Raw genomic sequence first — 25,187 nt, 5'->3', positions numbered from 1 at the left:
CGTGGCTCGCAAGGGTTGCGGTGCGTGGAAACTGGCGCGGCGCAAAGCGAGAGACGCCAAGGAAGGGCCGCCCCGCACCGAGGGTGTCGTCCCCCTCGGGGGGAAGGCGCCGAAGGCGACTCAGGGGGGCTACTCCACCGCGATTTTGTGCTGCCGGATCACCGTCGCCCAGCGATTGCTGTCCGCCTGCACCATGGCACCAAACTGCGCGGGCGTGCGCGGCGCGGCAGGCTCCACGCCCAGCTTGGCCAGGCTCTCGGCCACTTCGGGCGCCTGCACTGCCTTGGCAAAGGCCTTGTGCACCTTGTCGACCAGCGCGGGCGGTGCGCCCGCGGGCAGGTACACGCCGAACCAGGTCACCGACGAATAACCGGGCAGGCCGGACTCGGCCAGCGTGGGCAGCTCGGGCGCCAGCGTGCTGCGCTTCTCGCTGGTCACGGCCAGGGCCCGCAGGCGGCCGGCCTTGGCGTGCGGCATGCCCGTGGGCAGCGAATCGAACAGCACGTGGGTCTGCCCGGCGATCAGGTCGGGAATCGCCAGCGCCGTGCCCTTGTAGGGGATGTGCGTCATCTCCACGCCGGCCTGCGCGCTGAAGGCTGCCGTGTTCAGGTGCACGATGGTGCCGTTGCCGCTGGTGGCGTAGTTGAGCTTGCCTGGATGGGCCTTGGCGTAGGCGATGAGTTCGCCCACGGTCTTGACCGGCAGCGAGTTGGTGACCAGCAGCACGCTGGGTGCGTCAGCCACGTGGACCACGGGCACAAAGTCCTTGCGCGGGTCGTAGGCCAGCTTGGGCATCAGATGGGGCGAGATGGCATGCGTGCTGCTGGTGGTCAGCAGCAGGGTGTAGCCATCGGGTGCGGCCTTGGCCGCCTCGGCCGTGCCCAGGGTGCCGCCGGCGCCGGGCTTGTTGTCCACGACCAGCTGCTGGCCCAGGTCGGCCGCCACGCGCTGTGTGACCACCCGGGCCACTAGGTCGGTGGCGCCGCTGGCCGGAAACGGCACGATGACCCGTACGGGCCGGTCGGGCCACGCGGCCTGCGCCTGTGCGCTGGCGCCCCACACCATCAACCAGGCCAGGCACACGACGCCACGGCCCCAGGGAAAAAGACGCATACAAGTACTCCAGAAGAAGGGGAAACGCGCGATGCCGGACCGCGCACGCAGACAGGGACAGGGGGAGCCGCAGGGCCCCGCCCGGGGGCAACCAGACAGCCATCTTAGGAAGCCAGCCCCCGGAAGACCAACGCCAAATAGGCAAGCAGCTTTGCCGCAGCGGCAAACCACTTCATACTTTGGGCCGCCACCCGGCAATACGCCCCACTCCAGCCCCCTGCCCTGCCCATGCGCCCCCAGCTCCTGCAAGACACCGCCCTGCGCTACTTCCTGGAGGTGGCGCACAGCGGTTCGCTCACCGAAGCCTCCGCACGGCTGCACGTGGCCGCTTCGGCGCTCAGCCGCCAGATCGCCGGGCTGGAGGCGCAGCTGGGCACGCCGCTGTTCGACCGCCACCCGCGCGGTATGGTGCTCACCGCGGCCGGAGAGATCCTGGCCGTGCACGCCCGGCGCACGGTGCTGGACGCCGAACGCGCGCTGGGCGAGATCGGCGCGCTGCAGGGCCTGCGCGCGGGGCAGGTGCGTCTGGCCACGTCGGACGCATTTGCCAACGAGTTGGTGCCGCGCCTGTGTGTGGAATTCCAGCGCACGCACACGGGCATCCAGTTCAGCGTGATCTCGCTGCCCACCGCCCAGGTGCCCGACGCGGTGCGCAGCGGCGCGGCCGACATCGGCCTGTGCTTCAGCCGTGCGCCGCACAAGGACATCGAGGTCGCCTACCGGCAAGGCGCTCCGGTGCTGGCACTCATCCCGCCCGGCCATGCGCTGGCGGAATCGGCCAGCGTCACGCTCGCGCAGATGGTCGCCTACCCCCTGGCCCTGCCGCCCGCCGAGACCACGGTGCGCCAGATGATCGACATCGTGTGCAGCCGCCAGGGCCTGCAGCTGGAGGCGGTGCTCATCAGCAACCATGCCAAGACGGTGCTCAACTTCGTGGCGCATGGCGGGGGGCTGTCGGTGGCCAGCGAGATCGCGGCACGCCACCTGGTGGCGGCGGGCGCCGTGGTGGCCGTGCCCATCAGCGACCCTGGCATGGACCTGCGCGACCTGGAGGTGCAGACCCTGGCGGGCCGCAGCCTGCCCGTGGCGGCGCAGGCCTTTCTCGACCTGCTCAAGGAGCGGCTGCCGGGGCGCTGGTAGACCGCGGGGGCGCAGCGCCGCCGCGCTGGCGCCTCAATACCCGTGCTGCGCCCGGAACGCGCGCGCCTTGCCGAAATGCCCGTTGCCGATGAACGGCACGGGCGGGCGCAGGGCGGACAGCGGCGAAGGGTGGTTGGACAGGAGCAGCAAGTGGCCTCGGTCCTGGGGGATCAGCGCGCGCTTGGATTGCGCGTGCGAGCCCCAGAGCATGAACACCACGGGCCGCTCGCCCTCGGCCACATGGCGGATGACCGCGTCGGTCAGGGCCTCCCAGCCCTTGCCGGCATGGCTGGCGGGCTGGCCCTCTTCCACCGTGAGGCCGGTGTTGAGCAACAGCACGCCGTTCTTCGCCCACTTGACCAGGCTGCCCCCCGGGTTCGGAAACGGCGGGAAAGCCACGCCCAGGTCGCGCTGCATTTCCTTGAAGATGTTTTGCAGCGAGGGCGGCAGGCGCACGCCCGGCGCCACCGAGAACGCCAGCCCTTCGGCCTGGCCGCGCCCGTGGTAGGGGTCCTGGCCCAGGATGACCACGCGTACCTCGTCCGGCGGCGTGAGTTCCAGCGCCCGCAGCGGGCGGGGCGGGAAGATCACCGCGCCCGCATCGAGCCGCGACTGCAGAAAGGCAAGCAGCGACTGGCCGCGCACACCAGCAAAGAAGTCATCGACCAGCGGCTGCCAGCCGGAGGCCACCGGCCAGTCGGCCGGGTTGGCGCTTTGCAGCTGGGTGGGATTTACAGCGGCGTCATTCATGGTCAAAAAGGCCTCTACCGCTTGATGGACAAGCGCAATAAGCTATCAAATAAGGAGCAAACAAGCAATCAGGCGAACAGCTTCGCCAGCGCTTCGCCCGGCTCCGGCGCGCGCATGAACGCCTCGCCCACCAAAAACGCGTGCACGCCGGCATCGCGCATGCGCTTCACGTCGTCAGGCTTCAGGATGCCCGACTCGGTGACCAGCAGCCGGTCGGCCGGCACGTCCTTGAGCAGGCCCAGGGTGGTGTCCAGCGTCACCTCGAAGGTGCGCAGGTTGCGGTTGTTGATGCCCACCAGCGGCGTCTTGAGCCTGAGCGCGCGCTCCAGCTCGGCGCCGTCGTGCACCTCCACCAGCACCGCCATGTCCAGGCTGCGCGCGATGGCCTCGAAGTCTGCCATCTGGGCGTCGTCCAGGCTGGCTGCGATCAGCAAGATGGCATCGGCGCCCATCGCCCGGGACTCGTAGATCTGGTACGCATCGACCATGAAGTCCTTGCGCAGCACCGGCAGCTGGCAGCTGGCACGCGCCTGCTTGAGGTAGTCCACGCTGCCCTGGAAGAACTGCTTGTCCGTCAGCACCGACAGGCAGGCCGCGCTCACCTTGCCGTCGCCATCGGCATAGCTCTGTGCGATGTCGGCAGGGATGAAGTCGGCGCGCAGCACGCCCTTGCTGGGGCTGGCCTTCTTGACCTCGGCGATCACCGCCGCCTGGCCCTTGGCGATCTTGGCGCGCAGGGCTCCTTCGAAGTCGCGCGTGAGCACACGGCTCTCGGCATCGGCGCGGATGGCGTCGAGGGGCATGCGCTTCTTCGCAGCGGCCACTTCTTCGTGCTTGACGGCCACGATCTTGTTGAGGATGTCGCTCATGGGAAACCTGCCTTTTCAACCCCGGCGGGGTCGCGATTGAACGTTGAAACATGGCGCGAGCGCAACGCCCGCGCGGCCCAAAGCGGAGGACACCGCAGAGCTGGCTTTGCCAGGCTGCGGGTGTCGTCCCCCTTCCCGCAGGAGAAGGGGGAAGCGGCGCAACTGCTCAGGGGGTTGATCTTCATGCAGCCAGCGCATGCGTGCGCGTGACCATCTGATCGAGCTTGGCCAGCGCTGCGCCGGAGGCGACCGCAGCCCGCGCTTTGGCAAGACCTGCGGGCACCGAGTCGACCACATTGGCCGCATACAGTGCCACGCCCGCGTTCAGGCAGACGATGTCCTGCGCGGCGCCCGGCTCGCCCTTGAGCACGCCGATCAGCATTTCGCGCGACTGCTCGGGGGATTCGACCTTCAAGGCGCGGTTGCTGGACATGGACATGCCGAAGTCCTCGGGGTGGATTTCGTACTCGGTGATCTGCCCGTTCTTCAGCTCGCCCACCAGCGTGGCCGCGCCCAGGCTGACTTCGTCCATGCCGTCGCGGCCGTAGACCACCATAGCGTGTTCGGCGCCCAGGCGCTGCAGTGCGCGCACCTGGATGCCGACGAGGTCAGGGTGGAACACGCCCATCAGGATGTTGGGCGCGCCGGCCGGGTTGGTCAGCGGTCCCAGGATGTTGAAGATGGTGCGCACGCCCAGCTCCTTGCGCACCGGGGCCACGTTCTTCATGGCCGGGTGGTGGTTGGGCGCGAACATGAATCCGATGCCGACCTCTGCAATGCACTGCGCGATCTGCTCGGGCTTGAGGTTGATGTGGATGCCCAGGGCCTCCATCACATCCGCGCTGCCGCTCTTGCTGGACACGCCGCGCCCGCCGTGCTTGCTGACCTTGGCGCCCGCCGCTGCGGCCACGAACATGGAGCAGGTGGAGATGTTGAAGGTGTTGGCGCCGTCGCCGCCCGTGCCCACGATGTCCACCAGGTGTTTGCTGTCGGGCACGTGGACCTTGGTGGAGAACTCACGCATCACCTGCGCGGCGGCCGTGATCTCGCCGATGGTTTCCTTCTTCACGCGCAGGCCGGTGACGATGGCCGCCGTCATGACGGGCGAGAGCTCGCCGCTCATGATCATGCGCATCAGGTGCAGCATCTCGTCGTGGAAGATTTCGCGGTGCTCGATGGTGCGCTGCAGCGCTTCCTGGGGGGTGATGGACATGGTGTCTCCAGTGTCTTTGCGACGGTGTCTATCTAGTTCAATTCGACGGTTGGTCGGTGAAGGCGAGCTTGAGGCCAAAGCCGATGAACATCGCGCCTGCGATGCGGTCCAGCCAGTGCATGCCGCGCTGCACCGCGCCCATGCGGCGCGCCATCCAGCCCGCGGCCAGCGCCCAGCCCGTGTTGACGGGAATCGCGTTCACGTTGAACAGCACGCCCAACAGCACAAAGGCCAGCGCCTTGTTCTCCGTGCCGGGCGCGATGAACTGCGGCACGAAGGCCAGGAAGAAGATCGCGACCTTGGGGTTGAGCACGTTGGTCCAGAAGCCGCCCAGGAAGATCTTGGACAGCGGCGTGGCGGCACCGGACGATGCCCCCGCCTGCGCCGCCGCGATGGCCGCCGCGCTGCCGCCGTCGCCCGACGGTTTGGACAGCAGAATGCGAACGCCCATCCACATCAGGTAGGCCGCGCCCACCCACTTGAGCACGGTGAACGCCGTGGCCGACGTGGCCAGCAGCGCGCCCACGCCCACGGCGGCCGCGAAGATGTGCACGAAGCACCCGGCCGTGATGCCCAGGCCGGCGACGATGCCCGCGCGGGTGCCGGACTTGAGCGCGTTGGACACGATGTAGAGCACGTCCGGGCCGGGCGTAAGGTTCAGCAGCCAGCCGGCCGCGATGAACATGAGCAGTTGGTGGCTGTCGGGCATGGTGTTACGACCAGCGTCGCTCCGGTTGCAGGCGGTGCAGAAAGGTGGTGAGCGAGTCGCGCGGCAGCGGCACGGAGTGCACCGCCAGGATGCGGCCGGCCGCCCCCCGGTGGTAGGTGCCGTGCACCACCACGTGGTTCAGGATCTCGCCCCGGGTCATGGTGCCGGTGTCGCCGTCGGTGAAGCGGAACTGCACGGGCTCGGCCAGCTGGTCCGCGGTGAGCCCGTTCGCGTACTGCACATACCAGTCGTCCGACGCGCGGACCGCCTCGCGCAGGGCCGGCAATGCGGGCGTTTCCTCGGTGTTGGTGGCCGTGTAGGTGGTTTGCGGCAGGCCTTGAAGGTGGCTCGCGAAGATGCGGTCCACCACGTAGGTGTGGTTCAGGATGCGCACGAAGAGCCGGCGGTCGCCTTCGGGCAATACCGCCTGTGACGCCTCGCCCAGCGCGAGCAACTCTTCATTGGCCCAGCGCTTGTACTGGAACAGCTGGGCGAGCGAGCCCGAGGAAGCTGCTGCAGCATCGGCCGGCGCCGTCATGCGCGCTGCTCCAGGAAGTTCTTCAGCATCGCGTGGCCGTGTTCGGTGAGGATGCTTTCGGGGTGGAACTGCACGCCCTGGATGGCCAGCTCCTTGTGGCGCACGCCCATGATCTCGCCGTCATCCGTCCAAGCCGTGACCTGCAGCACGTCGGGGCACGCGGCGCGATCGATGGCCAGCGAGTGGTAGCGGTTCACGGTGAATTTTTCGGGCAGGCCCGCGAACACGCCCTGCTGTGTGGTGGTGATGACGCTGGTCTTGCCGTGCATCAGCTCCTGCGCGCGGACGATGGTGCCGCCGAAGGCCGCGCCGATGCTCTGGTGGCCCAGGCACACGCCCAGGATGGGCAGCTTGCCCGCGAAGTGCTGGATCGCCGCCACCGAGATGCCGGCCTCGGCGGGCGAGCACGGGCCGGGCGAGATCACCAGGCGGTCGGGCGCGCGCGCCGCAATGCCTTCAAGCGTGATTTCATCGTTGCGGAACACCTCGACCTCGGCACCCAGCTCGCCGAAGTACTGCACGATGTTGTAGGTGAAGCTGTCGTAGTTGTCGACCATCAAGAGTTTCATGCGGCGCTCCCGGCAGAGGCGGATTCGCGCAGGCGGGCGAACTCGCGGTGTTCATAGGCAATGCAGGCTTCCATGAGGCTGCGGTAGATGGCTTCCATCACGTCGGCATCGCCGCCTTCGGCCAGCGCCTGCTCGCGCACGCGGTCCACGATGGCCTGTATGCGCGCCTCATCGCGCACCTGCGTGGCGTCTTGCTTGATGCGCGCGGCCTGCGTCATGTAGCCCACGCGCTCCACCAGCAGGGGCACCAGCACGTCGTCCAGCCTGTTCACCTCGCGGCGCACGTCCGGCATGGCGGCGCAGGATTTGACTTTGTCGATGGCGCGGGTCATTCGAGGCCCTCCTCGACCAGCTCCGCCGCGCGCAGCAGCGCACGGGCCTTGTGCTCGGTTTCCTTCCATTCGAGCTCGGGCACCGAGTCGGCCACCACGCCGGCGGCCGCCTGCACGTAGAGCGTGCCGTTCTTCACGATGCCGGTGCGGATGGCGATGGCCACGTCCATGTCGCCGGCGTAGCTCAGGTAGCCGCAGGCGCCGCCGTACAGGCCGCGCTTGGTGGGTTCGAGCTGGTCGATGATTTCCATCGCATGCACCTTGGGCGCGCCGGTGAGCGTGCCGGCCGGGAAGGTGGCCTTGAGCACGTCGATGGCCGTCATGCCGTCGTTGAGGATGCCTTCCACGTTGCTCACGATGTGCATCACGTGGCTGTAGCGCTCGATGGCGAAGGCCTCGGTCACCTTCACCGTGCCGGTCTTGGCGATGCGGCCGATGTCGTTGCGCGCCAGGTCGATCAGCATCACATGCTCGGCGCGCTCCTTGGGGTCGTTGATGAGCTCGACCTCGGCGGCCTTGTCCTTCTCCAGCGTGGCGCCACGGGGGCGCGTGCCGGCCAGGGGGCGGATGGTGACCTTCTGGCCGTCGGGCGTGTTCTCCTGGCGCACCAGGATCTCGGGGCTCGCACCCACCACGTGGAAGTCGCCGAAGTCGTAGAAGTACATGTACGGCGACGGGTTCAGCGAGCGCAGCGCGCGGTACAGCGACAGGGGGCTTTCGGTGTAGCGCTTGTGGATGCGCTGGCCCACCTGCACCTGCATGAAGTCACCCGCGGCGATCAGTTCCTTGGCGCGGTCCACGGCGGCGAGGTAGTCGGCCTTGGAGAAGTCGCGCTGCGCGGGGTGGCTCTCGGTGGGCTTGACGATGGGCGCGCTCACCGAATACTTGAGCTGGTCCTTCAGGTCGCGCAGGCGCTTCTTGGCCTTGGCGTAGGCCTCGGGCTGGGCCGGGTCGGCGTAGACGATGAGGTAGAGCTTGCCCGACAGGTTGTCGATGACGGCGAGTTCCTCGCACTGCAGCAGCAGGATGTCGGGGCAGCCCAGCGTGTCGGGCGGGCAGGTGTCTTCGAGCTTCTTTTCGATGTAGCGCACCGCGTCGTAGCCGAAGTAGCCAGCCAGGCCGCCGCAAAAGCGCGGCAGGCCGGGGCGCAGGGCCACCTTGAAGCGCTTCTGGTACGCCTCGATGAAGTCGAGCGGGTTGCCCGCTGCGGACTCCACCACCTCGCCGTTGGTCACCACCTCGGTCTTGGCGCTGGCGCCAAAACCGCTGGCGCGCAGCAGCGTGCGCGCGGGCAGGCCGATGAAGCTGTAGCGCCCGAAGCGCTCGCCGCCCACCACGGATTCGAGCAGGAAGCTGTGCTTGCCGCCGTCCTTGCTGTGGGCCAGCTTCAGGTACAGGGAGAGAGGGGTTTCCAGGTCCGCAAAGGCTTCCGCCATGAGCGGAATGCGGTTGTAGCCTTCGCCGGCCAGGCTTTTGAATTCAAGTTCTGTGATCACGGGAAGAGCTCCCAGCTGTGGCAGCGCGTGTCCCCCGGGCAACAAAAGGGGGCGCTGCGGTCCATTCAATCGGCCCCGGTAGGGCCACGGGTGCACGCTGGGGCAATTGCCCAGGTGCCATCAGGCGTTCAAGGAGACAGGCTGACGCCAGGGCCAGGCTCCCCGGTCGCTGCAACCTGTGATGAACACGTGGTGAATGAACATGGCCCAAAGTGTAGCAAAGGTTCCCGGCCGCCCCGCTTTTGACACAGCGCAACGCCGCGCCGCGCAACCACTCGAAAACCCTGTTGCGGCAAAAAGCAGGTGCAGCAACAATTTGAAACGAACGACCGTTCTTTTTTAGGAGTTGCGCATGAAGTTCCTCCAGCGATGCGCCGCAGCGGCAGCGTTGTGCCTGCTGACGGCCGGTGCCATTGCCCAGACCATCACCGTGGCCGACGTCAAGTACGAAGAAACCACCAGCCTGAGCGGCAGCAGCCTGCAGCTCAATGGGGCGGGCGTGCGCTACAAGGCGGTCTTCAAGGTCTACACGGCCGGCCTGTATCTCGAAAAGAAAGCCCACACGCCGCAGGACATTGCCGCGCTCAAGGGCCCCAAGCGCATGAGCATCACCATGCTGCGCGAGATCGACTCCACCGAGCTGGGCAAGCTCTTCTCGCGCGGCATGGAGGACAACATGGACCGCGCGGCGTTCTCCAAGCTGATTCCCGGCGTGCTGCGCATGAGCCAGATCTTCTCGGACCACAAGAAGCTGCAGGCAGGCGACCAGTTCATGATCGACTGGATACCCGGCACCGGCACGGTGATCACGGTCAAGGGCAAGCCGCAGGGCGAGCCTTTCAAGGAGCCGGAATTCTTCCACGCGCTGCTGGGCATCTGGCTGGGCAACACACCGGCCGACTGGAAGCTCAAGGATGCCTTGCTCGGCAAGCCCGCATAGCCGCCCGCGCCGGTTGCGCGTCCCGGGACACCGCCGCTACGGGCAAACCCCCATGAAACCATGCCTGCGGCTGTCACCCGCCCGACAGCGGCGGGCCGCACCGGGGCGTAACCTTTGATCCAGGGAATTCAGGGCCTTCGACGCAACCTGCACCGCATGCCCCTGCGGCGCCACCCGCGCCATGTGATGCCACGCACAGCCCGGCCCGGGCGCCCTGCGCCACCCGCATGCGCCACGGCCCTTGCCACCCCAGAGCCCCAGCCCCACCCCCAGACACCTTTTTTGCGCCCGCCATCACCATGAAATTCAGCAACCTTTCCGTCGGCCTGCGCCTGGGCGCTTCCTTTGGGGCCATCCTGCTCATCACCGCCCTCATCGCAGCCACCGGCATATGGCGCATCGCCAGCCTGCAGAACGCCAGCGAGCGTGTCGCCACGCAGGAGATCGAGCAACAGATGCTGGTGGAAGACTGGGCCTCCGACATCCGCCTGAACTGGGTCCGCACGGAGGCATTCCTCAAGGCCATCGACCGCGACTACATGGACAAGCTCGCCGCGGACACCCAGGCCACGGCCAAGGGCATGGATGCCAAGGTCCAGCGCATCGAGGCGCTGGTGCAGGGCGAGCCTGGCCGCGCACTGCTGGCCGCCATTGCCACGGCGCGCGCGGCCTACAACGACAAGCAGGCCGAGATCCGCGAACTGCACCGGGGCGGCGAGCCGAACGTGCCCGCCCTCGTGGACAAGGACCTTCGCCCGCTGGCCGACAAATACCTGAAGTCACTGGACGACCTGCGCACGGCCATGGCCACGCAACTGGCTGAAAGCCAGGCCGACACCGGTACCCTTGCCAAGGCCAGCCAGGCACTTCTGGGCGTGGGCACCCTGGTGGCGGTGGCGCTGGGGGCCCTGCTGGCCTGGACGGTCACGCGCTCGATCGTCCGGCCCGTGCAGCGGGGCAAGCAGGCGGCGGAGAGCATTGCCAGCGGCGACCTCACGCACGCCATCGAAGCCCATGGCGGCGACGAGACAGGCCAGCTGCTCCAGGCGCTGTCCACCATGCAATCGCGCCTGGCCACCATCGTGGGCAATGTGCGCCACAGCGCCGAAGGCGTGGCCACCGCCAGTGCCGAAATCGCCTCGGGCAACAACGACCTGTCGGCCCGCACCGAGCAGCAGGCCTCGGCGCTGCAGCAGACGGCCGCCTCGATGGAACAGCTGGGCTCCACGGTGCGCCAGAACGCGGACAACGCGCGCCAGGCCAACCAGCTGGCGATGAGCGCCTCCACCGTCGCCCAACAGGGCGGCGACGTGGTGGCCGAGGTGGTGGACACCATGAAGGGCATCAACGACAGCAGCCGCAAGATCGCCGACATCATCAGCGTGATCGACGGCATCGCGTTCCAGACCAACATCCTGGCGCTGAATGCTGCGGTGGAAGCCGCCCGCGCGGGCGAGCAGGGCCGGGGCTTCGCCGTGGTGGCCGGCGAGGTGCGCAGCCTGGCCGGGCGCTCGGCGCAGGCCGCCAAGGAAATCAAGGCCCTGATCGGCACCAGCGTGGAGCGCGTGGAACAGGGCACCGCGCTGGTGGACAAGGCGGGCGCCACGATGACCGAGGTGGTCGGGGCCATCCGCCGCGTGACGGACATCATGGGCGAAATCAGCGCGGCCAGCAGCGAGCAGAGCCAGGGCGTATCCCAGGTGGGTGATGCGATCACGCAGATGGACCAGGCCACGCAGCAGAACGCGGCGCTGGTGGAGCAAAGCGCCGCAGCGGCCGACAGCCTCAAGACCCAGGCAGGCCAGCTGGTCGATGCCGTGGCCGTGTTCCGGCTGGGCAGCGACGCTGGCGCGCCAGCGCATGCGGCACTCGTCACCACGGCACCACCGGCCCGTACAGCCGGCAGCGCACGGGTGCTGCCAACGGCTGCGCAGCGCCGTATCGCGGCCTGATCAGCCCGCGAACGCGCTCAGCGCATCCGCGAAACCATCGGCATCCACCGCCCGCGCGGGCTGGCCGTGGTTGTAGCCGTAGGTCACCAGCACCACGGGGCAGCCGGCGGCGCGCGCGGCCTGCGCATCGTTGCTGGAATCGCCGACCATCAGCGTGCGCGCGGGCGCGGTGCCCAGGGCCTCGCAGGTCTTGACGAGGGGCAGCGGATCGGGCTTCTTGCGCGCGAAGCTGTCGCCACCGAACACCTGCGAAAAGTAGCCGTCGAGCCCCTTGGCCTTCAGCAAGGGCACGGCGAAATCCAGGGGCTTGTTGGTCAGGCAGGCCAGGCGCAGGCCCGCGGCCTGCAGCGCCTGCAGGCCGGCCACCACGCCGGGGTACACCTGCGCATACTGGCCGTTGATGGCCAGGTAGTGCTTCTGGTAGCTGGCCCAGGCCGCGGGGTACAGCGATTCGACCTGCGCTGCATCGGCCGGCTGGCCCTCGGATGCCAGCACATGGGCCAGCACCGAACGCAGCAGGTGCTCCGAGCCTTTGCCCACCATGCGCTCGATGGAGGGTGCCTCGATGGGTGGCAGCGCCAGTTCGCGCAGCATGCGGTTGAGCGCCTCGGCAAAGTCCCCGAGCGTGTCCACCATGGTGCCGTCCAGGTCCACGATGGCGGCGTCCACGCGGGACAACAGGGCGGACAGGGGCGAGGATGTGGACATGCGAAAAAACCTTGCAGTGCAGACGAGGAAAGGCCGGGCACCTTGCCCGGCCTGCCTGGATTTTAAAGGGCCCATCTTCGTCTCACATCGCGACCGCCATGCATGGCCATTGCCCCGTGAAACTGGCGCGGCCAAAACCAGTGCTCCCGCGCAAGGGCCGCCCCGCCGCGCTGGGAGCGTCCCCGCTCAGATTGCGAAGCAATCTGAGAGAGGGGGAAGGCGCGAAGCGACTCAGGGGCGCTCATCTCAAGCTCAGTGTCTGGCGCTTCCAGGCCGGGTCCTGCCAGCGCTGGAACAGGGGCAGCGCGGCCACGTCACCCGTCACGCGCTCGGTGGCCAGGCCTTCCAGGCGCACGATCTCGAAGCTCTTGCGGTAGCGGCCCTGGCCCCGGGCCTCGCGCGCCACCAGCATCTGCTGGCCGCCGGGCACCCAGCCAGCCCACTCGGCCACGCCGGTTTCGGGCGCCGTGGCGGCGGGGGGCAGCACGTCGACCAGCCAGCCCTCGGCGGTCTTGCGCATCACCCACAGCTCGCGCCAGCCTTCCAGCGGCTGCACGGCCAGGGCCACGGCCGTGCCCTCGCGGTTCACGCTGGCCGAGGCAGCCCAGACCACGCCGTAGGTGCAGCGGCGCAGCAGCGGGGTCTTCACGCCCCTGTGGGCATCGACCAGCAGCACGCAGGTCTCGCCGGGCGCACCGGGCTCGGTCACGATGCCCGGGCGGCTGCCCTGGGCCACCGGCAGGCTGGCGGGCACCAGGGCCCAGCGCACGGCGCCCACGCGCATGGCGGCATCGTTGTAGGCCGGCTGGTCCTCGTCGGGCAGGTCGTTCCTGCTCACACCGGAGAACTCGGCCAGGGCGCGGGCCGCAGCAGCGGCCACGGCCGGGCCGATGGCATCCTTGCGCGCCTGCTGGAAAGCCAGGGCACTCCACACACTGGCGCGGCGCATCTGGATGCGGTTGCGCACATAGGAGGGCAGGCCGGCCACGTCCACGCGTTCGAGCACCTCGGACTGCCACGCCTGCACACGGGCCCGTTCGTGCGGCGGCAGGTCGGGGTTCACGCACTCGGGGCGGGTGAGGGCCAGGGCGGCGCGGGCGCGCTGCTCGGCATCGGCCACGGGCATGGCCAGCACGCGGCGAAAGGCCTCGCCGTCGTAGCAGACCTGCATGCGGCCTTCGACCTCGTAGGTCGTGAAGCGCACGCCGTAGCCGTTGGCCACGTCCAGGTGGGCCGACAGCGTGGCGCCCGAGGCCTTGCCCGGCACGGCGGCCGAGGCGCGGCGCGCCAGCCGGTCGGCCAGCGTGCCCAGTGCGTCGAAGGCCTGGGCGCCCTGCTCACCGGCCAGCGCACTGGCGGGCGCGGCCTGCAGGTAGGCGGCCGTGATGCCGATGCCCAGCGCCTCGGCGCCCGGGCTGTCGCGCACGAAGCGCAGCACCGACAGCAGGGCCGGGCCCTGGGCCTCATCGAGCGCCACGCGGCGCACGTCGCTGGCGCGGATGAAGCCGCCGCGTTCGCGCTTGTGGTCCCAGACCTGCAGGTAGTCGAGGCGCTCGCCGCGCACTTCAAGCACCTCGCCCTGCCACAGGGCGGACTGCTGCTGGGCCGAGTCGCGCGGGGCGGCGCGCAGGCTGGCCTGGTCCTGCACGACGATGGCGCTGCCGAATGTGCTGGTGGGCGCGGGGGGCACGGCGGCGGTGGCGACCATGGCGGCGGCAGAGGCGATGGCCGCGACGAGCGTGAGGGTGGTGCGGTCCATGTTCATTGCTCCGTGGCGGGGGTCGTGGCGGTGTCGTCGGCACCGGCGGCAGCCTGCGCGGCCACGGCCTGGGCATTGCGGTTGCCGCCCAGCAGCGCCGCACCGATGAAATCGCCATTGGTCGGCGGGGGCGCGATGATGACCTGGATCTTGTCCGACAGCTTGTCGGCCAGCGTCTTCTGGATCAGCAACGGGTGGCGCGTGACCAGGGCGCCTTCGCGCGCCATCTGCTCGGCGTTGACCTTGCCGATGCGGTCCATGCGGTAGGCCTCGGCCTCGGCCAGCTTCTGGCGCGCATCGGCCTCGCCATTGGCTTCGATGCGGCGCGCCTGGGCGCTGCCCTCCGCGGCCTTGATGCGCGAGACCTTCTCGGCCTCGGCCTCCAGCTGGCGCTGCTCGATCTGGCGCTGCTTGAAGGGCAGCACGTGCTTCATGGCCTCTTCCTGGGCGCGGGCGGCGATCACCTGCTCGCGGGCGGCGGCTTCGGCAGCCACCTCGCGGCGCACCTTGTCGGCGCTGGCGTCGAGCTCGGTCTCCTTCACGCGCTTGTCCTTGAGCTCCAGCGTGTAGCGCATCTTCTCGGACGCCAGCTCCTCGGCCAGCAGGCTGTCCATGCCACGGCGGTATTCGGCGGGCAGGTCCACCTTGCCGATCTGCACATGGCGCAGCAGCACGCCTTCGGCGGCCAGGCGGGTGCGCAGTTCGGTTTCAATGGTCTGCGCGATTTCGGCGCGCTTGGACGAGAAAATCTCGCGCACCGTGTAGCGGGCAAACACCCTGTAGACCAAGCCCTGCACGGCAGGCGCCACGATGTCGGCGTCCACGTCATCGGGCAGGCGGCCGGCCCGGACGGCGTCGGAGGCCGGATCGAGCGCGTAGCGCACGCTCAGGTCGAGCCCGAACGACAGGCCTTCCACCGATTGCAGGGGTGCGCTGCCGTTGGCCTGGCGCATCGCTTCAGGGCGATAGCTCTGGTCCCGCAAGGAGAAGATGCGCACACTGTGCAGGCCCGGCACCACCCACATGCTGCCGTCGCGCCACTGGCTCACCGAACCGGTGAACTGGTTCATGCGGACCGCCAGCTCGCCCTGACCCAGTTGCTGCACCGGTGGGTGGCGCACCACCAGGGCACCGGCGGCCACCACCACGGCTGCGGCTGCCATCCAGCGCGCCGTGCTGGCCGTGGGCAGCAGGTAGGCCCAGTGGATGCGCCCTTCGGCCGCGGGTGCTGGCGTGGGGGCGTCGGCTTCCACAGGTGCCGCAGCTTGCGGCCCTTCGGCACGGGCGTCCAGCGGGTGGGCGGCGGCGTTGCGGCCACGCAGGGCTTGCACGATGCGGTTCCAGGCGGTTCTCATGGTGTTTCTCTCTCTTGGGTGGTGAATTTGTTGTCTGCTTCTGAGCGGCCCAACCGGTCTGCTCATTGGGGACTGATTCTTCGGATTCACCCCGGAAGCAACAATGCAGCGCAGCCCCCAAAGCCCTCACGCCCGCCGCGCAAACCCTCCGGGCCCGGAAGAAACCTTCACACCGGGCAAGCCAGGCGCCCCGGATAATCCACGCACCCCCACCCACTCCGCGCCCACCATGACCCGCATCGCCGTGATCGAAGACGACCTGCCCACCAGCAACCAGCTGGCGGGCTGGATTGCCAGTGCGAAAAACGGCATCGTGATCGACCAGTGGTTCACGCGCGACGACGCCGAAGCCGCCCTGGCGCGCGAGCACTACGACGCCGTGGTGCTCGACATCGAACTGGGCCGCGAGCGCCATGCGGGCGTGGCGCTCATCAACGCCATCAACAAGCGCCGCCAGGGCACGCCGGTACTGGTGGTGTCGGCCATGCCCGCCGCCATCTACCGCAGCATCATGAAGGCGCTGGACGCGTGGGACTACCTGCAAAAGACCACGTTCGAGGAGGCCGACTTCATCGAGACCTTCCTCGACATCCTGCGCACCACGCAGGCCCCGGCGAACGCCGCCACGTCCTTGTCCGCGCCGGCGCCGGATGCGCTGGTGCTGGACCCGCTGTGGCAGCGCACCCCCACCTGGCGCGGCGAGCGCATCAACCTGCCGCTGACGGCCCAGCGCATCCTGGCCACGCTGCACCAGCGCAGCGGCGAGGTCGTGTCGTACGACGAGCTGTTCGAGGTGGTCAAGAGCGGGCGCAACCGGGACAACGTGCGCAAGCATGTGAGCACCATCCGCGAAGCCCTGCGCGAGGTGGACCCCGCCTTCGAAGGCATTGAAAACGTGCCCATGCGGGGCTTTCGCTGGGTAGGCAAGTGAGGCATCCCCCTGAGCGGCTTCGCCGCTTCCCCCTTCTCTCGAACGGCTGCGCCATTCAGGAAGGGGGACGCCGCCAGTGCGGCGGGGCGGCCCTTGCACGGCGGCCCTGGCCTGGGCCGCGCCGGGTTCAGACGCCGTGTGCAGTGCTTTCACGCAGGGGGACCTGAAATGAAACGCCTGCTGCGCCCCACGCTCGACATCCCCAAGCTGGAAATGCCCCGCCTGGGCCTGCCCGCCTTCCGGCTGCGGATTCTGGTGCGCGGTGTGTTTGTGCTGCTGGCGCTGGCCACCGTCGCGCTGAGCGTGGTGCTGCTCAAGGAAGAAAAGGAGCGTGGCTGGCAAAGCTACCGGCACGGCTTCGCGCGCAGCCAGTCCGAGGTCATGGCCCGCCTGCGCCACCCCTCGGGGCAACTGGCCCTGCTCAACGCGGGCAGCCGGGGTTCGGCCCCGGCACCGCTCGCACCCTTGCTGCTGCCCTATGCGGCGCTGGACTTCGACGACCAGAACAAGGCCCAGCAGGCCGTGGAAATGGCGGGCTGCGCGGTGCAGTACCCCGACGGCGCGTCGGTCTGCGCGGCCATCGGCAACAACCCGTATGCCGGGGGCTTCATCTATCTGGTGGGCAGCTTCTACGCGGGCGCGCTGGTGCCGCGCGAACGTGGTGCCCTGGACCTGCAGGCGGTGCACCGCGCCCGCGTCACGCTGGACATGCGCGGCGCCACATCCCGCTGGGTCGCGCCCTTTGAAGCACTGCCCCCCCAGGGCACGATCAGCACCCGGGGCCGCCTGACGGGTTTCGTGGACGGTGGCGAGGAATCCCTGGACGCCCGCGCCCGGCCGGTGCGGGATTTTCGCGGCTGGCTCTGGCAGAACGGCCAGTGCCGGGACCTCGCGGGCGCCGCGCCCGATTGCCTGCGCCGCACCTTCTACTCCATCCGCCTTCCCGTGGAGCTGTTCCGCGAAGCGCTGTTTGACAAGCAGCGCCTGGTCTGGCCGCCACAGGATCTGGGCAGCATGCGCGTGCGCGTGGAAATGCTGGCGCCCGGTGCGGCTGCGCCCCTGTTCGACAGCAACGCCCCCGGAGCCCAGGCCGCCGCATCGCTGGCGGACGTGGCGCGCACCCTGCTGCCTGGCGAACAGGTACAGATCCGCAAGCTGGGCACGAGCGACAGCGAAGCGATCACGCTCAAGGGCTCCGAGGTGCAGGCAGATCCGTCGGCGCCCTGGCTGCTGCGCCTCATCAGCTGGCTGCCGCTGGAGTGGCAGGCCGCTGGCGATCATCAGGCGCAGCCGGTACCGGCCGGCCTCGACATTCTGGACACCCCGGCGGGCAACTATGCCGTCACCTTTACCGGCAACCTGCGCGGCGTGGAGCAGGGCCTTGCCGCCGTGGCCACCCGCATGTCGTGGTACCTGGGCGCCATGCTCGCGGCCATCGCGCTGGCCTGGCTGGTGGTGGAGGTGGGCCTCATCCGCCGCGTGACCGCCCTCACCCGCCGCGCGGCAGCGGTTTCGTACAACGTGCAGGACGGGCACATCGGCCCGCGCCTGGGCGACCTGGACGTGTCGGACCTGCGCGGATCGGACGAACTGGGCATTCTGGCTGGCGGCCTGGCCGACCTGCTCCAGCGTGTGAAGGACGATATCCAGCGCGAACAGTTGCGCGCCCAGCAGGAGCGCGACATGTGGCATGCCGTGGGGCACGAGATCATGTCCCCCTTGCAATCGCTCATGGTGCTGCACGGCGGCGCAAGCGACCCGGGCCACCGCTACATCCAGCGCATGCAGCAGGCGGTGCACGTGCTCTATGGCACTGCATCCCCGGCGGAGGCCTTGCAGGCGGCGGACGTGCCGCAGGGGCGGCTGGACCTGGACGCCTTCCTGCGCCATGTGGCCGGCAACGCGCACTTTGCCGGCATCGACCAGGTGGTCTATGAAGGCGGCGCGGGGCCTGTCATCGTGCGTGCGGACGAGTTTGCGCTGGAGGACGTGGTGACCCACATCCTGCGCAACGCCGACCGCTACCGCCCGGCGGGCACGGCGATCACGCTGACGCTGGTGGCCTCCGAATCCACCGCCAGCGCCACGCTGCACAACCAGGGCGCCACCATCGACGAGGATCTGCTGGGGCGCATTTTCGAGCTGGGCGTCTCCGACCCCAGCCTGCCCATGCCCGAGGGCGAGACCGGGCACCGGGGCCAGGGCCTGTTCGTGGCCAAGACCTACATGGCCAAGATGGGCGGCACCGTCAACGCGCGCAATACGACCGATGGCGTGGCCTTCGTCCTGACCTTTCAGCGCCTGGGCTGACGCCTTCGCCCCACGCGCAACGGGGGGCAGCGGGGTTGCACCGGCCACCGCGCATCAGGTTCCCGCGGCTGCGCCACAGCGCGTTGCGAGATGCCTGCGCAGCACCCGGTCCGGGTGCTCCCAGGGCATCACTCGAATTGAACTTCGGTGGCCTGAAGTACCCCGGAAACCACCTGGCGGCCTCGCACCGTCACGCGAACGCCATTGCGCAAACCCTTCGCCGTCCCGTTGGCGAACACCACGCCCTCACCGGAGGCATTCACGGGCTGTCCGTTCACACGGAAGTCGTGGATGGACCGATACTGCCCAATGGCACCGATCAGCTCAAAGGTGGCAGGCCCGCCCGTCCCCGGCACATGGCGAATGCGCGCCCGCTGGGCCACCAGCACACCGCCGGACATCGTTCCGGCGACTTCGAGCTTGACGCCATTTCCAATGGCCGTGGCGGGCCCGCCCGTGATGAGCGCGGACGCGGCATTCACCCGCGTTCCGTACAGCGAGAACTCGGCATTCAGATGACTGAAGTTCGACACGATGCCCAGCAGGTTGGCCGCGAAGCTCCCCGCCGTGGGCAAGGTGTGGCCTCGCCGGATCTGTTGAGCGTTCAGCACGCCATCAACGGGCGGCGCCATGGCCCGCACGTACACCACCATGCCATTGGCCAATGAAGTGCCGAGCAACGTGCCCTTGAAAGACGCGGCCGCGTAGCTCACCAGATGGCCGCCCAGCCGGAAGGTCCTGGAAGCACCATCAAGCTGTTCAATGGCACCCGCCATGATCAACGGCATGCCCGGGTCCTTGCGTTCGACCCGGCTCGCACGCCACCGGCCATCCCCCACTGGCAGCGCATAGATCTGCAAGGTGGTGCCCACCGCCACCGAGGACAGTCCCGCCAGGCCGTCGTACACCGTGGTTGTATCCACCGCAATCCGGTTCCCCCAGATTTCGAATTCGCCCGCGGCCACGTTCAGTGCCGTGACCGGCCCCCGGAACTCGGGGACCGAAAGCACGCTGGTCGCGACCCCCGTCGCCAGGTCTGGCAGAATGGAGCCGCTGATCAACGCGGTCATCCCCAGGCGCAACGCGTCCGAATCCTCTGTCGTGATCTGCGCAGTGTCGGTGGCAAATCGCACGCCATTGACAATCACGCTGCCAAAACCGTCCGCAACGCCGATGCCCACGGCGGAAGCCGTCACCCCCGTGCCTCCGGAGCCCACGCCGCCCGCGTCCCCTGGGGCGGCAGCAACACCATCTCCCACCCCATCGCCTGTGCCTGTGCCTGTGCCTGTGCCTGTGCCTGTGCCTGTGCCTGTGCCTGTGCCTGTGCCTGTGCCTGTGCCTGTGCCCGTGCCCGTGCCCGTGCCTGTGCCCGTGCCCGTGCCCGTGCCTGTGCCCGTGCCGGCATCAGTGCCCGAACCCGAACCCGAACCCGAACCTGTGCCGGCATCAGTGCCTGAGCCCGAGACTCCACCGCCTCCCACTCCTGCGGGCGCAGTGCCCTCCTGCGACCCACCGCCACAAGCTGCCAAGGCGAGCCACAGAGTCAGCAAGACTGACCGAATCAACACATTCATGGGATATCTCACTGTTATTCTTTCAACGGATCAGATGCTCTCGGCTGGCCGGCCCCTTGGAGAGGCACCACGGGCGCCTCGATGCCGTGGGGCCGATCCCGTTCGTCCTCGTAGTAGGCGTAGATCCCGACACGCATGCGCCCCGCCCCCTGCCCGTCGCTCTGTTCCACGGCGTCCGTCATCTCCCGCACGAGCAGATGGTGGGTCGCCTCCCAGTGCTGGCGTGCGACCTGATGTATGCGCTCGCAGTCCTCCAGTGTCAAGCCGGAGGCATAGACCGCGCGCTCCAGCATGCGGGGCTGCTGGCCCAGCGTGTTGGATACCGCGGCCTGCAGATGGTCTCGCACGTTGTCTCCCAGGAAGGCGAGCATGTCGCGCACGCTGGCGGTGGGCAAAAAGCTGTCCCCCAGCAAGTGGACCTCACCGTCCGACAGAGCGACCAGGTTCAGCCTCAGCAACTCTTCCAGCACGGTGCGGTGGTGGACATTGCCACGGGTAGCGAACCGGGACAGCAGTTCGAAGGAATGGCCCTTCCCAGAATCCGCCAAGGGCAATGTGCGCTGCGATTCGTCTTCCGAGACCACCTGGAGCCAGGCCGTGTAGGCCTTCGCCGCCGCAGAACCCTCGGTGGCAGGCAACACGGAGCGCGTGTCGCGCACCCGGGCTGTCACGTCCTTGCGATTGAGCCCAGTCGTGGTGGCCAACTGGCTGAGATTGGGTTTCGCCCCATCCTTCGCGAGCCATAGATTCCTGGCCTCGTCGACCAAGAGGTCGCGCAGCACCTCTTCGAGCTGCGGATGCTTCAGACCCATCGCCAGGGCCAGACGCACCGCTGGCCGCAGGATGCGTGCCAGGGCGGCTTGGGTCCAGGAAATTCGGTCTTGCATGAATGTTCGGAATAGCCGCGATTTTCCGCGAATTCCGCGGGGGCTGCCATGCCTGCCCGCAGCCCCTCGCGGGCAATGCATGCCCCCGTAAAAAGGCGCGAGGGCGCACGGAGGCGGGAGGCGGTGTCTGACAGGGTCGCAAGGCGCTCGGGGCTACGCTGAAGCCAGCCCGTTTGTGATTACCGAGATTGCCAGGAGCCCTTACATGACCCGCACCGCTTTTTTTGCCCCCGTCCTGACGGCGACCCTGTTGGCAGCCTGCGCAGGCGCCCTCGCCCAGACGCCGCCCCCGGATGCCCGTGCGCGCTACGAGCAGGAGCGCGAGAAGTGCATGACCAACAACACCCAGGACAGCCTCGCGACCTGCCTGCGCGAGGCGAACAACGCGCTGGACGCGTCCCGCAAGGGGCAGCTGAGCAACCCGGGCGCCGCCGCCACGGACAACGCCACGCAGCGCTGCGCGGCGTTCCCGACGGCGGCGGAGCAGACGGAATGCGTGCGCCGCATCCAGAACAGCCCGGCCAGCGGCTCGGTGCCCGGTGGCGGGGTGCTGCGTGAATCCACCACGACCACCGTCGTGCCGCAATAGGCAGTGGCAGTCCCGTATTGGTAATCGTGCCGCGGCAGGCCGCAGCGGCGCGGCCTGGCCAGCCGCCGTGGACGTCAGGCCAGCTGCACGCGCATGGCGTCGATCACGCCCTGGTAGTCTGGCTTGCCGAAGATGGCGCTGCCCGCCACGAACGTATCGGCGCCCGCATCCGCCACACGGCGGATGTTGTCCGTCTTGATGCCGCCGTCCACCTCGAGGCGGATGTCCTTGCCCGTGGCATCGATGCGGCGGCGCACCTCCTCGATCTTGCGCAGCGCCGAGTCGATGAAGCTCTGGCCACCAAACCCTGGGTTCACGCTCATGATGAGGATCAGATCGATGTCGTCGATCACCCAGTCGAGCACATCCAGCGGCGCGGCCGGGTTGAACACCAGGCCGGGCTTCACGCCCTTGGCGCGGATGGCCTGGATGCTGCGGTGCGCATGGGCCGAAGCGTCCGGATGGAAGCTGATGTAGTCGGCCCCGGCGTCGGCGAACGCGGCGGCCAACGCATCCACGGGCTCGATCATCAGGTGCACGTCCACCGGAACGGGCACGCCGGCGGCGGTCCGGGCATGCGGCTTGAGTGCCTGGCAGACCATGGGGCCGAAGGTCAGGTTGGGCACGTAATGGTTGTCCATCACGTCGAAGTGGATCCAGTCCGCGCCAGCGGCAATGACATTGCGCACCTCTTCACCCAGGCGGGCGAAGTCGGCGGAGAGGATGGAGGGGGCGATGCGGAAAGAACGGCTCATGGGGGCAATTGTCGCAGTTCAGCGGTTCCACAGGGCAAGCCTCGCCTATTGCGCTGCGTGCACGCGACGTGCCTCCGCCCGGGCGCCGCCGCGCACTCAGGCCCCGGGCACGCGGGGTTTCTGCACCATTGGCTTACCATTCGCCCCATGCCAAAGTACCAGTTCGCCGTGGAGGTGCGCCCCGAATACCTGCCCGAGCAGTCCGCCCCGGACACCGGCGTGTTCAGCTTCGCCTACACGATCACCATCACCAATGCGGGGGAAGCGCCAGCACAGCTGATTTCGCGCCACTGGATCATCAGCGATTCCCGCGGCCACACCGAGGAGGTCAAGGGCCTGGGCGTGGTGGGCCACCAGCCGCTGCTCAAGCCCGGTGAATCGTTTCAGTACACCAGCGGATGCCGGCTGCGCACCGCCAGCGGCACCATGCACGGGACGTTCCACTGCGTGGCGGAGGACGGGGAGCCTTTCAACACGCCCGTGCCGCTCTTCGTGCTGGAAGCGATCAACCACGGCCCGTCGGGTGAGCCGCTGAGCGGTCGGGTGCTGCATTGAAGCGTGGCAAGACCACCCCGGACCTGGCCAGCCTGCTGTCGGCGCTGGATCCGGCAGCCGATCTCGCGCACCGCCACCTGTGGCTCATCCACCTGCTGGACTGGGTGCGGGGCGAGCGCGACTCCGTGGCCTCCGCCGTGGGCCGCGTGCAGCTCTTCCTGGATGCGGTGCAGGCACGGCCCGACATCCAGCTGCGGCTTCAGGCGTGGTGGGCCACGCTGGTCGACCAGGTGGACATCACCACCCTGCTGGCGGATTTCGGCTTCGCGCCCCGCACCGCGCTGGTCAGCGAGCTGGCCGAACGCCTGCGCACCAAGCTGCTGCCGGGCAGCCCTGAAACCATCGACGCGTCCGAGCTGTTCATGCTGGCCCTGCCCGGGGAGTTCGACGCGCAGTGGCTGTCGGCCCTGGAAGAAGCCCAGCTCACCCGCCTTGTGGCGCTGCTGGCGCCCCCCAGCACCGAAGGCAACCCGGGCCCCTCGCGCTGGCAACGGGCCCTGCTGGATGCCATCACCTACTGCGCCGGACAGATTCTCTCCACGGGCTTCGCACCCGAGCTGCGCCTGCGCATGAGCGAATCCGCCCGCGAAGCCCAGCCCTTTCATGCCCTGATCCGCGACGTGGAAAGCCTGCGCGTGGAGGTGCTGCATGCGCTGCGCACGCCAGACCGGCTCAACGAGGCCGCGCAGCGCCTGCGCGAGCGGCTGGAGGCCTGCCGCGCCGCGGCCGCCACGGTCTACACCCATTTCGAGGACAACGGCATCTCCGTGGGCCTGGTCTTCCGCCTGCGGCAACTGCGCGAGCGCATCCTGCGCGTGCGCGAGCTGCTGGACTGCCTGCTGTCGCCCAAGCCGTCCGTCACCGCCGCCCGGCTCATGGCGCGCCTGGTGATGGTGGGCCAGGAACGGCGCAGCCTGCGCGCCCTGCTGGCGTCCAACTCCTCGCTGCTGGCGGCCAAGGTGGTCGAGCGCAGCGCGGAAACCGGCGAACACTACATCACGCGCACCGCGGCCGAGTACCGGGCCATGGTCCGCAAGGCGGCAGGGGGCGGCGCGGTCATGGCCTTCACCACGCTGGCCAAGTTCGGCCTCTATGCGCTGGCGCTGTCGGCCTTCTGGGGCGGCTTCTGGGCGGGCGTGAACTACGCCGTCACGTTCGTGCTGATCCAGCTGCTGCACCTGACCGTGGCGACCAAGCAGCCCGCGATGACGGCGCCCGCCATGGCCGCAAAGCTCAAGGAGCTGGGCGCCAGCGACGCCATCGAGTCGTTCGTGGACGAGATCACACACCTGGTGCGCTCCCAGGTGGCCGCCGTGCTGGGCAATGTGTTCGTGGTGTTCCCGGCGGTGCTCGGGCTGGCCATGCTGATCGCGCTGGCCACCGGCAGCCCGGCCATCAGCGAGCGCGAGGCAGCGCATGTGTTCGAGTCCCTGCACCTGCTGGGCCCGTCGCTGCTCTTCGCGGCATTCACCGGGGTGCTGCTGTTCGCCTCCAGCATCATCGCGGGCTGGACCGAGAACTGGTTCGTGCTCAACCGCCTGGACTCGGCCATGCACTACAACCCGCGCATCACCCGCATGCTGGGCACGGAGCGGGCCGCCCGCTGGGCGCGTTTCCTGCGCGAGAACCTCTCGGGCTTCGCGGCCAACATCTCGCTGGGCTTCATGCTGGGGCTCGTCCCGGCCTTTGCAGGGTTTTTCGGACTGGCCCTGGATGTGCGCCATGTCACACTGTCCACAGGCCAGGTGGGCGCGGCCAGCGCCGCGCTGGGCCTGGGAGTGCTGCACATGCCCGCCTTCTGGTGGGCCGTGGCGTCGCTTCCCTTGCTGGGCGCGCTGAATGTCACCGTCAGTTTCTACCTGGCCTTCAGCCTCGCGCTGCGCGCGCAGAACGTGAGCGGCGTGGACCGGTCGCGCATCTACGCGGCGATCCGCGCGCGCATGCGTTCGGCGCCCCTGAGTTTTTTCATGCCCGAACGCCGCACCGCGCCCTGAGGCGCAGCGGCGGGTGGAACCAAGCGCCGCCCCTGTCCTACAGAGACGTTTTGTTTCCGCCTGTAAATTCAGGCCACGCCAGGCGCACCCCTTCCCCCGCGGAGGCGGTGTGCGCCCGCTCCTTCACACCGACGGGCCAGCCCGTCTGA

At 68.7% G+C, this 25,187-nt stretch carries 23 protein-coding genes; 8 read left to right on the top strand and 15 right to left on the bottom strand.

Annotated elements, in window-relative coordinates:
* Nucleotides 1–129: 129 nt before the first annotated feature.
* Entirely contained in the window at nt 130–1,113 is a 984-nt protein-coding gene (locus KW843_RS19360; protein ID WP_218296800.1) for a tripartite tricarboxylate transporter substrate binding protein, read from the bottom strand.
* 228 nt (nt 1,114–1,341) lie between these two features.
* On the opposite strand from KW843_RS19360, the gene KW843_RS19355 reads away from it, so the two are divergent.
* Entirely contained in the window at nt 1,342–2,253 is a 912-nt protein-coding gene (locus KW843_RS19355; protein WP_218296799.1) for a LysR family transcriptional regulator, read from the top strand.
* Between the two features lie 33 nt (nt 2,254–2,286).
* Here the strand turns inward: KW843_RS19355 and KW843_RS19350 are convergent, their stop codons facing one another.
* The 8 genes from KW843_RS19350 to trpE form a co-directional block, all read right to left on the bottom strand.
* Nucleotides 2,287–3,003 (bottom strand): uracil-DNA glycosylase, encoded by a 717-nt coding sequence (locus KW843_RS19350; protein ID WP_218296798.1) that lies wholly within the window; start codon nt 3,001–3,003, stop codon nt 2,287–2,289.
* A gap of 68 nt (nt 3,004–3,071) precedes the next feature.
* Nucleotides 3,072–3,872, bottom strand: coding sequence for an indole-3-glycerol phosphate synthase TrpC (gene trpC / locus KW843_RS19345; RefSeq protein ID WP_218296797.1), 801 nt, complete (start codon nt 3,870–3,872; stop codon nt 3,072–3,074).
* A 181-nt stretch (nt 3,873–4,053) separates the two neighbouring features.
* Complete coding sequence (gene trpD / locus KW843_RS19340) at nt 4,054–5,085, bottom strand: anthranilate phosphoribosyltransferase (protein ID WP_218296796.1); 1,032 nt, start codon at nt 5,083–5,085, stop codon at nt 4,054–4,056.
* Between the two features lie 37 nt (nt 5,086–5,122).
* A complete protein-coding gene (locus KW843_RS19335; protein WP_218296795.1) occupies nt 5,123–5,794 on the bottom strand; it encodes a LysE family translocator in 672 nt (223 codons plus the stop codon).
* Between the two features lie 4 nt (nt 5,795–5,798).
* The gene (locus KW843_RS19330) at nt 5,799–6,332 is read right to left on the bottom strand and encodes a DinB family protein (RefSeq protein ID WP_218296794.1); all 534 of its coding nucleotides are present in this window, start codon (nt 6,330–6,332) and stop codon (nt 5,799–5,801) included.
* Complete coding sequence (locus KW843_RS19325) at nt 6,329–6,901, bottom strand: aminodeoxychorismate/anthranilate synthase component II (protein WP_218296793.1); 573 nt, start codon at nt 6,899–6,901, stop codon at nt 6,329–6,331. The genes KW843_RS19330 and KW843_RS19325 overlap by 4 nt, the downstream gene beginning before the upstream one ends.
* The gene (locus KW843_RS19320) at nt 6,898–7,233 is read right to left on the bottom strand and encodes a chorismate mutase (RefSeq protein WP_218296792.1); all 336 of its coding nucleotides are present in this window, start codon (nt 7,231–7,233) and stop codon (nt 6,898–6,900) included. Before KW843_RS19320 ends, KW843_RS19325 begins: the two co-directional genes overlap by 4 nt.
* Nucleotides 7,230–8,729 (bottom strand): anthranilate synthase component I, encoded by a 1,500-nt coding sequence (trpE, locus tag KW843_RS19315; RefSeq protein WP_218296791.1) that lies wholly within the window; start codon nt 8,727–8,729, stop codon nt 7,230–7,232. Before trpE ends, KW843_RS19320 begins: the two co-directional genes overlap by 4 nt.
* A 352-nt stretch (nt 8,730–9,081) precedes the next feature.
* Here trpE and KW843_RS19310 point away from each other — a divergent pair, with 352 nt between their 5' ends.
* The gene (locus KW843_RS19310) at nt 9,082–9,669 is read left to right on the top strand and encodes a chalcone isomerase family protein (protein ID WP_218296790.1); all 588 of its coding nucleotides are present in this window, start codon (nt 9,082–9,084) and stop codon (nt 9,667–9,669) included.
* A 299-nt stretch (nt 9,670–9,968) separates the two neighbouring features.
* Nucleotides 9,969–11,621 (top strand): methyl-accepting chemotaxis protein, encoded by a 1,653-nt coding sequence (locus KW843_RS19305; protein ID WP_218296789.1) that lies wholly within the window; start codon nt 9,969–9,971, stop codon nt 11,619–11,621.
* Here the strand turns inward: KW843_RS19305 and gph are convergent, their stop codons facing one another.
* From gph to KW843_RS19290, 3 genes are all read right to left on the bottom strand, one after another.
* On the bottom strand, nt 11,622–12,329 hold the full coding sequence (gene gph / locus KW843_RS19300) for a phosphoglycolate phosphatase (protein WP_218296788.1): 708 nt from the start codon (nt 12,327–12,329) through the stop codon (nt 11,622–11,624).
* A gap of 241 nt (nt 12,330–12,570) precedes the next feature.
* Nucleotides 12,571–14,037 (bottom strand): hypothetical protein, encoded by a 1,467-nt coding sequence (locus KW843_RS19295; protein WP_218296991.1) that lies wholly within the window; start codon nt 14,035–14,037, stop codon nt 12,571–12,573.
* Between the two features lie 53 nt (nt 14,038–14,090).
* Nucleotides 14,091–15,443, bottom strand: coding sequence for an SPFH domain-containing protein (locus tag KW843_RS19290; RefSeq protein ID WP_218296787.1), 1,353 nt, complete (start codon nt 15,441–15,443; stop codon nt 14,091–14,093).
* A 229-nt stretch (nt 15,444–15,672) separates the two neighbouring features.
* Between KW843_RS19290 and KW843_RS19285 the strand changes: the two genes are divergently transcribed.
* Nucleotides 15,673–16,374: a response regulator transcription factor gene (locus tag KW843_RS19285; RefSeq protein WP_218296786.1), complete on the top strand. Its 702-nt coding sequence runs from the start codon at nt 15,673–15,675 to the stop codon at nt 16,372–16,374.
* Between the two features lie 168 nt (nt 16,375–16,542).
* Nucleotides 16,543–18,684, top strand: a complete 2,142-nt coding sequence (locus KW843_RS19280; RefSeq protein ID WP_218296785.1) for a HAMP domain-containing sensor histidine kinase — start codon at nt 16,543–16,545, stop codon at nt 18,682–18,684.
* A gap of 128 nt (nt 18,685–18,812) precedes the next feature.
* Here KW843_RS19280 and KW843_RS19275 read toward each other — a convergent pair whose 3' ends face one another.
* Nucleotides 18,813–19,880, bottom strand: a complete 1,068-nt coding sequence (locus tag KW843_RS19275; RefSeq protein WP_218296784.1) for a DUF5666 domain-containing protein — start codon at nt 19,878–19,880, stop codon at nt 18,813–18,815.
* A gap of 392 nt (nt 19,881–20,272) precedes the next feature.
* A complete protein-coding gene (locus KW843_RS19270) occupies nt 20,273–21,145 on the bottom strand; it encodes a DUF6502 family protein (RefSeq protein WP_255591589.1) in 873 nt (290 codons plus the stop codon).
* A gap of 205 nt (nt 21,146–21,350) precedes the next feature.
* On the opposite strand from KW843_RS19270, the gene KW843_RS19265 reads away from it, so the two are divergent.
* Nucleotides 21,351–21,734, top strand: coding sequence for a hypothetical protein (locus KW843_RS19265; protein ID WP_218296783.1), 384 nt, complete (start codon nt 21,351–21,353; stop codon nt 21,732–21,734).
* A 74-nt stretch (nt 21,735–21,808) separates the two neighbouring features.
* On the opposite strand, the gene rpe is transcribed toward KW843_RS19265, so the two are convergent.
* Nucleotides 21,809–22,489 carry a ribulose-phosphate 3-epimerase gene (rpe, locus tag KW843_RS19260; RefSeq protein WP_218296782.1) on the bottom strand — a complete coding sequence of 227 codons (681 nt, stop codon included), beginning with the start codon at nt 22,487–22,489 and terminating at the stop codon, nt 21,809–21,811.
* A gap of 147 nt (nt 22,490–22,636) precedes the next feature.
* On the opposite strand from rpe, the gene apaG reads away from it, so the two are divergent.
* Nucleotides 22,637–23,044, top strand: coding sequence for a Co2+/Mg2+ efflux protein ApaG (gene apaG / locus KW843_RS19255; protein ID WP_218296781.1), 408 nt, complete (start codon nt 22,637–22,639; stop codon nt 23,042–23,044).
* A complete protein-coding gene (locus KW843_RS19250) occupies nt 23,041–25,038 on the top strand; it encodes a site-specific recombinase (protein ID WP_218296780.1) in 1,998 nt (665 codons plus the stop codon). Before apaG ends, KW843_RS19250 begins: the two co-directional genes overlap by 4 nt.
* Nucleotides 25,039–25,187 lie beyond the last annotated feature (149 nt).

The organism is Acidovorax sp. sif1233 (genome assembly GCF_019218755.1).
In the GTDB taxonomy this organism is placed as follows: Bacteria; Pseudomonadota; Gammaproteobacteria; order Burkholderiales; family Burkholderiaceae_C; genus Acidovorax.
The sequence above is the reverse complement of the archived record's forward strand: the minus strand, read 5'-3'. Positions and strand labels throughout refer to the sequence as shown.

Excerpts from the sequence above, each read along its gene's own strand:
- KW843_RS19360 (WP_218296800.1), bottom strand. The coding sequence starts at position 1,113 with ATGCGTCTTTTTCCCTGGGGCCGTGGCGTCGTGTGCCTGGCCTGGTTG.
- KW843_RS19355 (WP_218296799.1), top strand. The coding sequence starts at position 1,342 with ATGCGCCCCCAGCTCCTGCAAGACACCGCCCTGCGCTACTTCCTGGAG.
- KW843_RS19350 (WP_218296798.1), bottom strand. The coding sequence starts at position 3,003 with ATGAATGACGCCGCTGTAAATCCCACCCAGCTGCAAAGCGCCAACCCG.
- trpC (WP_218296797.1), bottom strand. The coding sequence starts at position 3,872 with ATGAGCGACATCCTCAACAAGATCGTGGCCGTCAAGCACGAAGAAGTG.
- trpD (WP_218296796.1), bottom strand. The coding sequence starts at position 5,085 with ATGTCCATCACCCCCCAGGAAGCGCTGCAGCGCACCATCGAGCACCGC.
- KW843_RS19335 (WP_218296795.1), bottom strand. The coding sequence starts at position 5,794 with ATGCCCGACAGCCACCAACTGCTCATGTTCATCGCGGCCGGCTGGCTG.
- KW843_RS19330 (WP_218296794.1), bottom strand. The coding sequence starts at position 6,332 with ATGACGGCGCCGGCCGATGCTGCAGCAGCTTCCTCGGGCTCGCTCGCC.
- KW843_RS19325 (WP_218296793.1), bottom strand. The coding sequence starts at position 6,901 with ATGAAACTCTTGATGGTCGACAACTACGACAGCTTCACCTACAACATC.
- KW843_RS19320 (WP_218296792.1), bottom strand. The coding sequence starts at position 7,233 with ATGACCCGCGCCATCGACAAAGTCAAATCCTGCGCCGCCATGCCGGAC.
- KW843_RS19310 (WP_218296790.1), top strand. The coding sequence starts at position 9,082 with ATGAAGTTCCTCCAGCGATGCGCCGCAGCGGCAGCGTTGTGCCTGCTG.
- KW843_RS19305 (WP_218296789.1), top strand. The coding sequence starts at position 9,969 with ATGAAATTCAGCAACCTTTCCGTCGGCCTGCGCCTGGGCGCTTCCTTT.
- gph (WP_218296788.1), bottom strand. The coding sequence starts at position 12,329 with ATGTCCACATCCTCGCCCCTGTCCGCCCTGTTGTCCCGCGTGGACGCC.
- KW843_RS19295 (WP_218296991.1), bottom strand. The coding sequence starts at position 14,037 with ATGGTCGCCACCGCCGCCGTGCCCCCCGCGCCCACCAGCACATTCGGC.
- KW843_RS19290 (WP_218296787.1), bottom strand. The coding sequence starts at position 15,443 with ATGAGAACCGCCTGGAACCGCATCGTGCAAGCCCTGCGTGGCCGCAAC.
- KW843_RS19285 (WP_218296786.1), top strand. The coding sequence starts at position 15,673 with ATGACCCGCATCGCCGTGATCGAAGACGACCTGCCCACCAGCAACCAG.
- KW843_RS19280 (WP_218296785.1), top strand. The coding sequence starts at position 16,543 with ATGAAACGCCTGCTGCGCCCCACGCTCGACATCCCCAAGCTGGAAATG.
- KW843_RS19270 (WP_255591589.1), bottom strand. The coding sequence starts at position 21,145 with ATGCAAGACCGAATTTCCTGGACCCAAGCCGCCCTGGCACGCATCCTG.
- KW843_RS19265 (WP_218296783.1), top strand. The coding sequence starts at position 21,351 with ATGACCCGCACCGCTTTTTTTGCCCCCGTCCTGACGGCGACCCTGTTG.
- rpe (WP_218296782.1), bottom strand. The coding sequence starts at position 22,489 with ATGAGCCGTTCTTTCCGCATCGCCCCCTCCATCCTCTCCGCCGACTTC.
- apaG (WP_218296781.1), top strand. The coding sequence starts at position 22,637 with ATGCCAAAGTACCAGTTCGCCGTGGAGGTGCGCCCCGAATACCTGCCC.